Here is a 13,312-nt window from a genome sequence, read left to right on the forward strand (position 1 = left end):
TTTCCAGCGGTGGTGTGGAAGTGCCGATATTACTGCTGCCGCGCCTGACGGTGTAGTACAGCATGTTGACCTTGTCCGGATGCAGGCGAGCCTTGGGAATGCGCAACGTGGTGCGCGCGTCCGGATCAACAATGGTTTCGCTGTCCAGTGCGGCCGCTTCATTCTCAAGCCAAAGCTCCATGACGTCGCCGGGATCCATGGTGCCCGACAACGGTGGGTCGACGAGGACAACGGCGCCTTCGCCGTCGGTGACCAGATCATAGGCCACCAGGGGCACGCCAATATGTGCGCCTTCGACCGGTTCGGTCTGGCCGTTTACTTTGGGTGGATAGAGTACGAGGACGGTGTTGTCCGGTGGGGTTGAGGTGGTCATGAAGCAAGCTCCTGCGCAGTGGGAATGGCAGGAGCTATCAGAGCGCTTTATGGCGATTTGCGCACCTGTCAGATCTGACAGGTGGCGACGAATGGTCATTGGCGCGAGCGTCCAAAGCTCCATCTGTCCTTTGGGATTTGCCGTCACGCCGAGTATCGCTAACTGCGCAATATTCAGCGGTATGACGCCAAAGGGAAAGTCGCTCAATAGATCATTGAGAAGTTATCTAAATCTGAGGAGTCTCCTCCATCAGTTATGTCTATAAATTTAATTTTCCTGTTTGATGTTTCTGTTATGTCAACCCATAAGAATGGTGCTACATCATATATCGGGGTGGAGCCGGCTTTAACGAGGTTTAGATTTTCGTCGTAGCATTTGTATGTCGATCGGCGTGCAAAGTAGTTGCCAATGCCGAACCTATTGCTTTTTGCTGGATATATTAGCGTAAATCTTAAAGTTGCGCCGGCGGCAGGATGCACAGACTTTCCTGTTGTAATGGGTTGAAAATAATTGTCGATATTCTGGATATCTGCACCTTCCGTCAATACCGTCACGGTGATGCTTGGGAAGTCCATGACTGTGCCAACGGGTTTGTCACCAAGTTTGCCTGTCTCGAAATCCTCTAAGGTTATTAGAGGGGCTTTCAATTTTAAATTCAATATTGAAAATATAACGAGTGCCAAATTGCTGGTGGGGCTTGGTAATACTTCAAAAGATACTTTTAATTCAGTGTCGTGTTTCAGGGTTAGCAGTTGCTCTGATTGATAGACCCGATCACCACCAAACCTTGCAGGAGTGAGCCTGCATTCACCCGCAGACAAAACCGCCACAGCCCGCCAATCACGGGGGCTGGCGTTTTTTTTCGCTTGCTGGAAATCCTTGGAATGCGTGCTGTACTCAGCGAAGGTTCCAGCAGGGAACCTGTCGTAAGTCCGCAAGGACGCGCAACTCGATGCAGTCTCGATAGCAAGCCTATCAAGGACTCTTCTCATGTCTTTGTTCAAACGTTCAGTTACGGAGTTGCTGGGTACGTTCTGGCTGGTGTTGGGCGGTTGTGGCAGTGCGGTGATCGCCGCCTCTTCACCTTTGGGAATCGGGATGCTGGGGGTCGCCCTGGCGTTTGGTCTGACGGTGCTGACCATGGCCTTTGCCATCGGCCACATCAGCGGTTGTCATCTCAACCCGGCCGTGTCGGTAGGCCTGTTTGTCGGCGGTCGTTTTCCCGCCAGGGAACTGCCCGCCTACATCATCGCCCAGTTGCTGGGCGGGATTCTGGCGGCAGCGCTGCTTTACTACATCGCTAGCGGCAGGGAGGGTTTCGACATTGCCGCCGGTTTGGCCTCCAATGGTTATGGCGAGCATTCGCCCGGCAAGTATTCGATGGCTGCCGGATTTGTCACCGAGCTGGTGATGACCGCGATGTTTGTGATCATCATTCTGGGCGCCACCGACAAACGCGCTCCGCCAGGGCTGGCACCGATTGCCATCGGCCTCGCGCTGACGTTGATCCACCTGATCTCGATTCCAGTGACCAACACCTCGGTCAACCCGGCCCGCAGCACCGGGCCGGCGCTGATGGTCGGCGGCTGGGCGATCGCGCAGTTGTGGATGTTCTGGGTCGCGCCGTTGATTGGCGCGGTGGTCGGTGGCGGGATCTATCGCTGGTTGGGCAAAGAGGAAACCTGAGGGATGCCTGAGCTCCCTTTGTAAGAGCTGCCGAAGGCTGCGATCTTTTGATCTTGATGTTCAAAAAACCAGATCAAAAGATCGCAGCCTTCGGCAGTTCCTACAGGGGATCTAGGTTTGGCGGTAGGGCAAGGCTGTTTTGGCTTCCTCGGCATAGGCCAGAACGCCAGCGCGTTCCTGTTTCAGGAAATCCTTCACCGCTGCTTTCAATCCGGGATGGCGCAGGTAATGCCATGAATGGGTGATCACCGGTTCAAAGCCACGAATCAGTTTGTGCTCGCCCTGAGCACCGGCATCAAAACGCTGATAACCCTGGGCAATCGCGTAGTCCATGCCCTGATAAAAACAGGTTTCGAAGTGCAGCCGATCAAACTCGGCCAAACAGCCCCAATAACGTCCGTAAAAACTGTCGCCCCCCACCAGACTGAACGCCATGGCCACCGGCCGTGAGCCCTGTTTGGCCAGCACCACGCGAATCGCTTCGGGCATGCGCTCGGCCAGCAGGCTGAAAAATTCCCGGGTCAGATACGGCGTTTGCCGACGCACCGCGTAGGTATTGGCGTAGCAGGCGTAGACGAAATCCCACTGCGCCTCGTCCAGCGCTCCTCCCTCCAGCCATTCAAACTCGAAGCCCTGCCCCGCCACTTGCTCGCGTTCCTTGCGCATCTGTTTGCGCTTGCGCGAAGCGAGCACGTCGAGAAAATCCTGAAAGTCGCGATAGCCGCGATTCTGCCAGTGATACTGACAGCCAATGCGCTGCAACCAGCCCGGCTGTTCGGCCATGGCGGCGTCGGTGAAGGCATCGGTGAAATTGATGTGGGCACTGGAAAGCGCTTCTATTTCCAGATAACCGGGCAGGCTCTTGAGCAGCTCGAAACCGTCCTCGACCCTGGCGGCCAGCAGCCTCGGCCCACTGACGGGACTGAACGGCACCGCCGTCAAAAGCTTGGGGTAGTAATCGATTCCGGCGCGGGCACAGGCATCGGCCCAGCCATGATCGAACACGTACTCGCCGTAGGAATGCCACTTGCGATAACTGGGCAACGCCGCGATCAGCCGATCATCTTCAATATGCAGCAAATGCTCCGGCTGCCAACCGGAGTGAGGGCCGACGCTGCCGCTGTCTTCCAATGCACTGAGAAACGCATGGCGCAGAAACGGCTGATTGTCCGGCACCAGTGCATCCCAGGCATGTGAGGAAATTTCTGACAGGTTTTGCAGACGTTGCAACGGCATCAACAAGCTCTCCACAACAGGACTCCAGCGCCCGCCGAGTATCGCCGATTGCGCCGCAATGCACACCCGCAATCGGCCGACAGCGCTCTAGATCAATAGTTCACGATCGACGAACACCGTCATCATCCTGCCATCACTGTGCCACCGCACTGTCATAAACCATCGCGATACTGGCGCCTGTTTTTAGAGCGCCGGGTTCTAACCCGGACACTGTTTTCCGACCTCGATTGTCGGTTGTGCCCAGGATGGTCAAGCCATCCCCTCTCATCTTCGGAGATTGCTATGCGTCTTGCTTCCACGAAAACTGCGACGGCCCTGTGCGGTGGCTTGTTGCTGGCCATGAGCGTTCCGGCCAGTGCTGCAGTCGACGCCAAACTGCTCGACATGCTCAAGGCTAACGGTTCGATTTCCCAGGCGCAGTACATTGAACTGCAAACTGAACTGGCCAAGGATCAGAAGGCTCAGCAAATCGCGCAGCAGGCGCAGCAAGAGACCAACGAACAAGTCGCGGCTGTCGCGAAAAAGACCAATGAACGAAGCGCTTTCGACCAGAAACTGGCGTGGGCGGCGAAGACTCAGTTCAAGGGCGACGTGCGCATCCGTCAGGAAACCATCAAGATCGATGGCGAACCGAACAACGGCGGTCGCGACAAGGATCGTCAGCGCATCCGTGCCCGTCTGGGTGCCTACACCGAGATCAACCCGCAAGTGGACACCGGTATCCGTATCGCCACAGGCGGCGGCGACGATGCCCGTTCGACTAACCAGGATCAGGACAACTACTTCGACAAGAAGCAGATCTGGCTGGATCTGGGCTACATCGACTACCACCCTGACCAGATCAAGAACCTGCACGTGATCGGCGGCAAGATGCTGCAACCGTGGGTGAGCATGGGCGACGTGATCTGGGATAGCGACATCAACCCTGAAGGTCTGGCCGTTACTTACAAATACCCGCTGGGCAGCAGCGCCGAACTGTTCGGCAGCCTGGGTAACTACAACCTCAAGGACAACGTCGATGGTGACGGCGTGCAGTTCCGTCACGACCTGCGCCTGACCGCCGGCCAACTGGGTAGCCGCTTCAATATCACCGACAACCTGAAGCTGACCTTGGGCGGCAGTGTCTACGCTTACCAGAACGACGAGGATAGCCGCTGCACCGGCACTTCCACGCCGTGCGCCCTGGCGGTCAACGGCAACTCGGCAAACAACGAGTTCCGCCTGTACGAAGGTTTCAGCCAGGTCGACATCGGCGGTCTGCCAATGCCTCTGTCGTTCTACGGCCAATACGTGAAGAACAACGATGCCGTGACCGATCAGGACACTGCCTGGCTGCTCGGCGCCAAGTCGAAGGTCTTTGGTTTCAACCTCGACTACAACTATCGTGACGTGCAGCGCAACGCTGTGGTCGGCGCGTTCACCGACTCCGACTTTGCCAACGGCACCACAGGTTCGCGTGGTCACAAGTTCAAGGTCGGTTACGACATCGACAAGAACTTCGCTGTCGGCGCGACGTACTTCCTGACCAAGGCAGACTTCGCCAGCCGGACCCAGCGCGATGCAGATACCAACACCCTGCAGCTGGATGCGGAAGCCAAGTTCTAAACAGCAGCAATCAATAGCCTGACGTGGGCGGGACGATCCCCCATCATCCGTTCGTTTCACCCACGCGGGGCTATTTCAGAATGCGCAAAAAAACCCTGTAGGAGCTGCCGCAGGCTGCGATCTTTTGATCTTGTTTTTAAGATCAAAAGATCGCAGCCTGCGGCAGCTCCTACAGAGGCTTGTCTTCCCGTCGTTGCGCAGCCAGGCGTTCAGCCAGTGCATCGACACCCTCTTCAGGTTGTTCCGGCATGGCCTTCAGTGTCGCCTGCATCAACCGCATCTGGCGTATGAAACGCCGGCAGTTGCGGCAGAACATCAGGTGATGACGCACCATCAGCTTCTCGCCAAAACTCAGCTGACCATCGAGATAATCGCTGGATCGTGCCACTTGCTCCTTGCATGTCAACATTCTCCTGTCTCCTCAAAATGTTCCACGGTCGCGAAGACCTTTAACCGTGCCCGATGCAGCAGCACCCGAACATTGGAGAGCGAGATGTCCAGAAGATTACAGATCTCTTCGAGCTCCACGCCCTGGCGCTCACGCAACAGCAAAACGCTGCTTTGCAGTTCCGACAGGCTCAGCAACGTGTGCTCCAGGCACTCGCGCAGTTCGCCTTCGGTCAACAACGCCTCGGGAGTGTCCTGGTGCCAGGCGAAAGGCGCGACCAGCCAATGGCCGTCGCCGGACGAAAAACGGTCGTCGTCGATAGTGCCGTGGGGCGACGGCAAGTCGTCGAGCAACACCTCACGGCGATTTTGCTTGTAGCGACTCTTGGCCGAGTTGGCAGTAATGGTCAGCAGCCAGGTCTTGAGACTGGAGCGCCCTTCGAAGCTGCCAATATGACGCACCACCGACAGCCAGGCGTCCTGCACCACTTCCTCGACATGACGCTGGCCGACGATCGCATACGCAACGGCACGCATGGCGCTCTGATAAGTCGTGACCAGCTCCTTGAAAGCCTTCTGCTCGCCTGCCAGCAAACGCTCAAGCAATTGGGTGTCGTCCGTAACGGCCATTGACGCCTCGTTTCAGTTGATAGGACGCAAAAGATCGCAGCCCGCGGCAGCACTTACAACAACGGGTTTGAAACCGTCAGTGTAGGAGCTGTCGCAGGCTGCGATCTTTTCAAGGCAAACTCAGCGCTTGCGCAGAATCACGCTACCGATCGAGTAACCCGCACCGAACGAACTCAGCACTGCCAGCGAACCGGCGGCCAGGTCATCCTGGTACTTGTGGAAGGCAATGACCGAACCCGCCGAACTGGTGTTGGCGTAGGTGTCGAGGATTACCGGCGCCTCTTCTTCCGTCGCTTCGCGACCCAGCAGTTTGCGCACGATCAGGTGGTTCATGCTCAGGTTGGCCTGGTGCAACCAGAAGCGCTTAACGTCGCCGACATTGAGCTGGTTCTCTTGCAGATGCTCGCCGATCAGTTCGGCAACCATCGGGCAAACGTCCTTGAACACCTTGCGGCCTTCCTGCACGAACAGCTTGTCGCGAGCACCGACGCCCTCTTCCGCCGCACGGTTGAGGAAGCCGAAGTTGTTGCGGATGTTGTTGGAGAACTTGGTCAGCAGTTTGGTGCTGACCACGTCGAACTGGTGCTTGGAGGTGGCCAGGTCGGCGCGTTCGATGATCACCGCAGTGGCTGCATCGCCGAAGATGAAGTGGCTGTCGCGGTCACGGAAGTTCAGGTGACCGGTGCAGACTTCCGGATTGACCATCAGGATCGCCCGGGCCTGGCCCAGTTGCACGCTGTTGGTCGCTGCCTGTATGCCGAAGGTCGCCGAGGAACAGGCCACGTTCATGTCGAAACCGAAACCTTGAATGCCCAGCGCTTCCTGGACTTCGATGGCGATGGCCGGGTAGGCGCGTTGCAGGTTGGAGCAGGCAACGATGACACCGTCGATGTCGGCAGCGGTTTTGCCGGCGCGTTGCAAGGCTTGCTCGGCAGCACCGATGGCCATCTGGCAGAGCACCGACCATTCGTCGTTGGACCGCTCCGGCAGGCGCGGGGCCATGCGTTGCGGATCAAGAATGCCGTCCTTGTCCATGACAAAACGGCTTTTGATGCCCGAAGCTTTCTCGATGAACGGTGCGCTGGATTCAGTCAGTGCCTGGACTTCGCCGCTGGCGATGGCCTCGGCGTTGTCCGCGTTGAACTGTGCGACGTAGGTATTGAAAGACTGCACCAGCTCTTCGTTGGAGATGCTGTTGGCCGGGGTATACAGGCCGGTGCCGCTGATGACGACGTTATGCATGGTCGTTTCTCTAATCTGTTCAGGCAGAAAGTGCTGGAACCGTCGTACCAACACACAAAGGGTCTATTCCCATCCGGGGGACGCAAACCTGGCATCGCTTTATTCCGCTCCGGGACACGGCCGAAGGCTCTGGGTCGCGAACGCGGCGTTTATGGTCGCGAAGTTTGCCATAAACCCAAGGTTTTGGCCCCTTTCTCACGCACTACCCAAATCCCGACGTGGGAGCGAGCCTGCTCGCGAAGGCGGTGTGTCAGTCACCGCGATGGTGTCTGATACAGCGCTTTCGCGAGCAGGCTCGCTCCCACAGGGGGCATTGCTTACGGAGCAAGATCAGGGTTCTACCTGAGTCCACTGCTTGTTCAGGCGCTTGTCGGAGATCGGCACTTTCGTCCCCAGCTGCTGGGCGAACAGCGAAACCCGATACTCCTCCAGCCACCAGCGGTACAACTCAAGCTGCGGATCGCGTTTGCCTTCCTGGGCGTGTTTGGCGGCGCGAGTCTGGTATTGCGCCCAGAGGCCAGCGAGCTCACCGCTCCAGACCCGATCCTTCTGCACCTGCGCGCCGAGTTTCTCGAAACGCTGCTCGACCGCTTTCAGGTAACGCGGCAACTCCTTGAGCCACTGCATCGGCGTTTCCCGGACAAAGCCCGGATAGACCAGATTACTGATCTGCTGCTTGATGTCATTGAGCGCCACGGCTTGGGCGAGGTCGATCTTGCCCTTGAAGCGCTTTTGCAGACCGTGCCAGATCTTCAGGATCTCCAGCGTCAGCCGCGCCACACGCTCGGCGTGTTCAGTCCAGCTGCCGCGCTTGCGCTCGGCCAATGCCGCCAGCCCTGCGCCGTCACGGGGCAACGGGTCTTCGCCCTCCAGAATGCAGCTGTCGAGGCTGGCCAGCAAAATGTCTTCGACCAAGGCATCGACCCGACCCAGATCGCGGTAGAGCAAACCCAGTTCGGTCTGCCCCGGCAACTTGCCACGCAGGAATTTGGCCGGCTCGGCCAATTGCTGCATCAACAAACGCTGCAACGCACGACGATGCTGAAACTCGGCTTCGGCCGGCGTCGAGAATCGTCCTTCCTTGACCGTACCGCCCTCTTCCACCAGCGCCGGATACACCGTCATCGACAACCCGGCGATCTTCTGCTGAGTTTTTTCTGCCACCGGGGCAAAGACTTTCGCCTCCACCGGTTGCTGACTTTTAGCGCTCTGCGGCACGGCCAGTGCGGCCTGACTGGCTTCGGCAAAACGCGCGGTCAGCTCGGCCAGATCTCGTCCTTCGCCAAGAAACTTGCCTTGGCCGTCGACGATTTCCAGGTTCATCCGCAGATGCCCTTCGACCCCTTGCTCAGCCTCTGCCCACGCCTCATCACTGACCCGTGCGCCGGTCATGCGCAACAGCTCACGGCCCAGAGCTTGCGGCAGCGAACCTTCGGCGAAGGTCATGCGTTGCAACGCAGCCTTGATGAAGTCCGGCACCGGCACGAAATTCTTGCGCAGCGCTTTCGGCAAGTTACGCACGAGGGCGATGCACTTGGCCTCGATCAACCCCGGCACCAGCCATTCCAGACGCTCCGGCGGCAACATCGGCAACAGCGGCGCCGGCACACGCAAGGTCACGCCGTCACGCGGGTGATTGGGTTCAAAATGATACGTCAGGGCCAGCTCTAGATCACCGATGTGCAGGGTGTCCGGGTAGTCCCGTGCGGTGACTTCACTGGCCTCGCGGGCCAGTACGTCTTCTTCACGCATGATCAACAGCTGCGGATCTTTCTGGCTGTTGATGCGATACCAACTGTCGAAGGTCGCCGTCTGGTGAATCTCTGCCGGCAAGCGTGCATCGTAGAAGGCGTACAGGGTTTCTTCGTCGGCGAGGATGTCGCGACGACGGGCCTTGGCTTCGAGTTCGTCGAGCTGTTCCAGTAGCTTCTGGTTAGCGGACAGGCACTTGGCTCTGGATTGAATCTCGCCGCGCACCAGACCTTCACGGATAAACAATTCACGCGAGACCACCGGATCTACCGGACCGTAGTGCACCGGCCGGCGGCCAACCACGATCAGGCCGAACAGGGTGATCTGCTCGAACGCCACGACCTGGCCGCGCTTCTTCTCCCAGTGCGGCTCGAAGTGGTTTTTCTTGATCAGATGCCCGGCCAGCGGCTCGATCCAGTCAGCGTCGATCTTGGCGACCATGCGTGCGTAAAGCTTGGTGGTCTCCACCAGTTCGGCGGTCATCAGCCATTGCGGGCGCTTCTTGCCGATGCCTGACGACGGATGAATCCAGAAGCGTCGCTGACGGGCGCCGAGGTAATCGCCGTCCTCGGTTTTCTGGCCGATCTGGCTGAGCAGCCCCACCAGCACCGCTTTGTGCAGTTTCTGATAATCCGCCGGCTCTTTGTTCAGGCTCAGCTGCATGTCGCGGCAGATCAGGCTCAACTGGCGATGGGAATCGCGCCACTCGCGCAAACGCAAGTAATTGAGGAAGTTCTTCCGGCACCAATTGCGCAGCGGACTGGCCGTCAGCGCCTGGCGCTGCTCTTCAAAACCACGCCACAGATTGACCAGCCCGGCGAAGTCCGAGTCGATGTCCTTCCATTGCGCGTGGGCCTGATCGGCGGCTTGCTGACGCTCCGGCGGACGCTCGCGCGGGTCCTGAATCGACATGGCACTGGCGACGATCAGCACTTCCTGCAGACTGCCAAGTTTGGCCGCTTCGAGCAGCATACGCCCCATGCGCGGGTCCACCGGCAGGCGCGCCAATTGGCGGCCGAGCGGGGTCAACTGGCTGTTGCGATCGACCGCCGAGAGTTCTTGCAGCAGATTGAAACCGTCACTGATCGCCTTGCCGTCCGGCGGCTCGATGAACGGGAACGCGGTGATTTCGCCGAGACGCAGATGGAGCATCTGCAAAATCACCGCGGCGAGGTTGGTGCGCAGAATTTCCGGATCGGTAAATTCCGGGCGGCCGATGAAGTCTTCTTCGCTGTAGAGGCGAATGCAAATGCCCGGCTCGACCCGGCCGCAGCGACCTTTACGCTGGTTGGCACTGGCCTGGGAAATCGCTTCGATCGGCAAGCGCTGGACCTTGGCGCGATAGCTGTAGCGGCTGATGCGCGCGGTGCCGCTGTCGATCACGTAACGGATGCCCGGCACGGTCAGCGAGGTCTCGGCAACGTTGGTCGCCAGCACCACACGACGGCCCGGATGCGACTGGAAAATCCGCTGCTGCTCGGCCGGTGACAGACGCGCATACAGCGGCAGAATTTCGGTGTGCTTGATCTGCGCCTTGCGCAGCATATCGGCGGCGTCGCGAATCTCCCGTTCGCCGGGCAGGAACACCAAAACATCACCGGGGCTGCGGCGTTCGCTGCGCTCATAAGCGGCGATTTCGTCGAGGGTGGCGAGGATCGCCTGATCCACGGTCAAGTCATCTTCGACACGGTTGCCCTCTTCGTCCTGCTCCAGGGTCAGCGGGCGATACCAGGTGTCGACCGGGAAGGTTCGGCCGGAGACTTCAACAATCGGCGCATCGTCGAAATGCTTGGAGAAACGTTCCAGATCGATGGTTGCCGAGGTGATGATGACTTTCAGATCCGGGCGACGCGGCAGCAGGGTTTTCAGGTAACCGAGCAGAAAATCGATGTTGAGGCTGCGTTCGTGGGCTTCGTCGACGATGATCGTGTCGTAGCGTTCGAGGTAGCGGTCGTTCTGGGTTTCCGCCAGCAGGATGCCGTCGGTCATCAGTTTGATCAGGGTGTTGGAGTTGCTCTGATCTTCAAAACGTACCTGATAGCCGACCAGCGAACCGAGGGGCGTTCCGAGTTCTTCGGCGACGCGGCTGGCGACGCTGCGCGCAGCGATCCGGCGCGGCTGGGTGTGGCCGATCAGACCGTGTTGACCACGACCGATTTCCAGGCAGATTTTCGGCAACTGGGTGGTTTTACCCGAGCCGGTTTCGCCCGCGATGATCAGGACCTGATGCTGCTCCAGCGCCTTTTTGATCTCGTCACGCTTGGCCGCAATCGGCAGGCTGTCGTCGTAACGAATGACCGGCAGGCTGGCCTTTCGCGCCAGCACCTGATCACAAGATGCCTGCATGCGCGTCACCCATTGGGCCAGCTTGGCCTCATCGGGATTCTTGCGCAGCTCAAGCAACTGCCGCCGCAGCCGGTGGCGGTCGGCGAGCATGGCGTGATCGAGGTTTTTCAACAGTTTGTCGATGGAGGGCGATTCGTCGGTCATCGGGTACGCAATTCGGTCGTCTATTTGTGCAGGGGGCGGATTGTCGCAGAAAAGTAGCTACAAGGGCCAAGCGCCAAGCTACAAGCCGCAAGTTCAAAGCGGCTTCTCACTTGTAGCTTGCAGCTTGGCACTTGCAGCTGCAGTTATTCGTTATCGAGACCTTTGCGGCGGTACGGGAAAACATCAATCACTTTGCCGGCGCGAATCGCGTCCTGCAGGCTTTTCCAGTAATCGGCGTTATACAACTCGCCATGCAACTGGTCGAACAACTTGCGTTGCCCCCAATCAGCAAACAGAAACGGCGGAAACTCCTCGGGAAACACATCCAGCGGCCCGATCGAATACCACGGTTCCGACGCCATTTCATCCTCGGGTGTGCGCGGTTGCGGGATGTGGCGGAAGTTGGCTTCGGTCAGGAAACAGATCTCGTCATAGTCATAAAACACCACCCGGCCGTGACGGGTGACGCCGAAGTTCTTCAACAACATGTCGCCGGGAAAGATGTTCGCCGCCGCCAGTTGCTTGATCGCGAGCCCGTAATCTTCCAGCGCTTCATGCACCTGCGCATCGTTGGCGTTTTCCAGGTAAAGGTTGAGCGGGGTCATCCGCCGTTCCGTCCAGCAGTGGCGGATCAGCACCGTATCGCCTTCGACCGACACCGTGGACGGCGCGACCTCCAGTAATTCCTCGAGGCACGCTGGCTCGAATTTGCTCAGCGGAAAACGGAAGTCGGCGAATTCCTGGGTATCGGCCATGCGCCCTACCCGGTCGACGCTTTTCACCAGTCGATACTTCTCGATGACCGTGGCACGGTCGACGTTTTTCGACGGTGAAAACCGGTCCTTGATGATTTTGAACACGGTGTTGAAGCCCGGCAGGGTAAACACGCTCATGACCATGCCACGCACGCCCGGCGCCATGATGAACTGGTCATCGGTGTTGGCCAGGTGATTGATCAGCGCCCGATAGAACTCGGACTTGCCGTGCTTGTAAAAGCCAATCGAGGTATACAACTCGGCGATGTGTTTGCCCGGCAAAATCCGCCGCAGAAAACCGATGAACTCAGCCGGCACCGGCACATCGACCATGAAATACGAACGGGTGAAAGAGAAGATGATCGACACATCGGCTTCGTCGGTGATCAGCGCATCGATCTGAATCCCGCGCCCTTCGCGGTGCAGCAGCGGAATCACCAGGGGCCATTGCTCATCGCGGGTGTAAATGCGCCCGACCAGGTACGCGCCCTTGTTGCGGTACAACACCGAGGAAAACAGCTCGACGCTCAGTTCCGGGTCTTTGCACACCCAGTCCGGGAGATTTTCACGCAACTGCGCTTCGAGGCGGCGCAGGTCGCCGGGCAAATCGGCGTAATCCTCGCTGAAACGGTAGTCGGCAAAAATGCTCGCGAGCATCCCCGACAATTGCCCTTGCGGCTTGTACGTGCGGGTTTGCGCAGCCCGCGCTCGGCGCAGGCTCGGGCGGGTGGTGTGAATGAACATGCAGCCGTCGCTGATCAGGTCATGGCTGAACAGCCCGCAGAAAATCGAGTTGTACCAGGTCTCCGACAGTTCGTCGTCGAAGCGCAGGTCGATGACGCTGATGTAGGCGCTTTTCACCAGCGGCCAGCAACTGACATTCATCAGCGCTTCGTCGTCGAAGTATTCGCGCAGTCGGGCGATGGTTTCGCCGACTTTTTCCTCATACAGGTTGATTCGCGCCGCCGACGCGGTTTGCGTCTCCTGCCAGCGCGCCTGCTCGAATCGCTCCCGGGCGCCATCGGTGATGCGGCGGAAATGCTCGCGGTAATCATCAAAGCCATCGAGGATCATGCGGGCGATGTCGGTGGCGGGCCATTGCTGCGGCATAGATGAAACCTCTGCGTGCATTCGTGATGCCTGAGCTTAGCCACGG

The 13,312-nt window shown here is 58.6% G+C and carries 9 protein-coding genes and 1 pseudogene; 2 read left to right on the plus strand and 8 right to left on the minus strand.

Annotated features, from left to right (window positions below):
• Both JJD74_RS20200 and JJD74_RS20205 read right to left on the minus strand, forming a co-directional pair.
• A pseudogene (locus JJD74_RS20200) lies at positions 1–373 on the minus strand (hypothetical protein); the annotation flags it as partial.
• A 203-nt stretch (positions 374–576) separates the two neighbouring features.
• The gene (locus tag JJD74_RS20205; protein WP_200616646.1) at positions 577–1,311 is read right to left on the minus strand and encodes a hypothetical protein; all 735 of its coding nucleotides are present in this window, start codon (positions 1,309–1,311) and stop codon (positions 577–579) included.
• A gap of 52 nt (positions 1,312–1,363) precedes the next feature.
• Between JJD74_RS20205 and aqpZ the strand changes: the two genes are divergently transcribed.
• The gene (gene aqpZ, locus JJD74_RS20210) at positions 1,364–2,059 is read left to right on the plus strand and encodes an aquaporin Z (protein ID WP_115147727.1); all 696 of its coding nucleotides are present in this window, start codon (positions 1,364–1,366) and stop codon (positions 2,057–2,059) included.
• A 111-nt stretch (positions 2,060–2,170) separates the two neighbouring features.
• On the opposite strand, the gene JJD74_RS20215 is transcribed toward aqpZ, so the two are convergent.
• On the minus strand, positions 2,171–3,295 hold the full coding sequence (locus JJD74_RS20215; protein ID WP_047300215.1) for a GNAT family N-acetyltransferase: 1,125 nt from the start codon (positions 3,293–3,295) through the stop codon (positions 2,171–2,173).
• Positions 3,296–3,577: 282 nt separating this feature from the next.
• On the opposite strand from JJD74_RS20215, the gene JJD74_RS20220 reads away from it, so the two are divergent.
• Positions 3,578–4,900 carry a putative porin gene (locus JJD74_RS20220; protein ID WP_200616647.1) on the plus strand — a complete coding sequence of 441 codons (1,323 nt, stop codon included), beginning with the start codon at positions 3,578–3,580 and terminating at the stop codon, positions 4,898–4,900.
• 169 nt (positions 4,901–5,069) lie between these two features.
• Here the strand turns inward: JJD74_RS20220 and JJD74_RS20225 are convergent, their stop codons facing one another.
• From JJD74_RS20225 to aceK, 5 genes are all read right to left on the minus strand, one after another.
• Positions 5,070–5,309, minus strand: a complete 240-nt coding sequence (locus JJD74_RS20225) for an anti-sigma factor family protein (RefSeq protein WP_047300124.1) — start codon at positions 5,307–5,309, stop codon at positions 5,070–5,072.
• Complete coding sequence (locus JJD74_RS20230; RefSeq protein WP_042558118.1) at positions 5,303–5,917, minus strand: RNA polymerase sigma factor; 615 nt, start codon at positions 5,915–5,917, stop codon at positions 5,303–5,305. Before JJD74_RS20230 ends, JJD74_RS20225 begins: the two co-directional genes overlap by 7 nt.
• Before the next feature lie 120 nt (positions 5,918–6,037).
• The gene (locus JJD74_RS20235; RefSeq protein WP_042558117.1) at positions 6,038–7,159 is read right to left on the minus strand and encodes a beta-ketoacyl-ACP synthase III; all 1,122 of its coding nucleotides are present in this window, start codon (positions 7,157–7,159) and stop codon (positions 6,038–6,040) included.
• A gap of 330 nt (positions 7,160–7,489) precedes the next feature.
• The gene (gene hrpA / locus JJD74_RS20240; protein ID WP_200616648.1) at positions 7,490–11,401 is read right to left on the minus strand and encodes an ATP-dependent RNA helicase HrpA; all 3,912 of its coding nucleotides are present in this window, start codon (positions 11,399–11,401) and stop codon (positions 7,490–7,492) included.
• Positions 11,402–11,544: 143 nt separating this feature from the next.
• The gene (gene aceK / locus JJD74_RS20245) at positions 11,545–13,266 is read right to left on the minus strand and encodes a bifunctional isocitrate dehydrogenase kinase/phosphatase (RefSeq protein WP_200616649.1); all 1,722 of its coding nucleotides are present in this window, start codon (positions 13,264–13,266) and stop codon (positions 11,545–11,547) included.
• Positions 13,267–13,312: the final 46 nt, after the last annotated feature.

Origin of the sequence: Pseudomonas sp. MF6776 (assembly GCF_016613125.1) — a bacterium.
Lineage (GTDB): Bacteria > Pseudomonadota > Gammaproteobacteria > Pseudomonadales > Pseudomonadaceae > Aquipseudomonas > Aquipseudomonas iridis.